Genomic DNA, 290 nt, shown 5'->3' with positions numbered 1-290 from the left:
GGTTGTTTTCGGCCGCGCCCCGCACCCAGAGCCAGGCGCCGTCCCGGGGCGGGCGGCGCCGCTCCGGGGCCGGTATGCGGCGCGTCCCGCGCAGGTACTGCCCGGTGAGGGAGTCATTCACGCCGGCCGTGGGGCCGAAGTACATGAGCTCGCCGCCGTTTTCGCCGGCGCGGGGCCCGAGGTCGAGGATGAAATCGCTCTCGCGGATGATCTCCGGGTCGTGCTCGACCACCACCACCGTGTTGGCGAGGTCGCGCAGCCCCTTGAGGATCCGCACGAGACGGTGGTTG

General features: G+C 72.1%; 1 pseudogene. It reads right to left on the bottom strand.

Features of this window, described 5'->3' with window-relative positions:
- A pseudogene (locus tag MD536_RS21150) lies at positions 1-290 on the bottom strand (excinuclease ABC subunit UvrA); the annotation flags it as partial.

This window comes from Flavihumibacter cheonanensis (genome assembly GCF_022352215.1).
Taxonomy (GTDB): Bacteria; Bacteroidota; Bacteroidia; order Chitinophagales; family Chitinophagaceae; genus Flavihumibacter; species Flavihumibacter cheonanensis.
The sequence above is the reverse complement of the archived record's forward strand: the minus strand, read 5'-3'. Positions and strand labels throughout refer to the sequence as shown.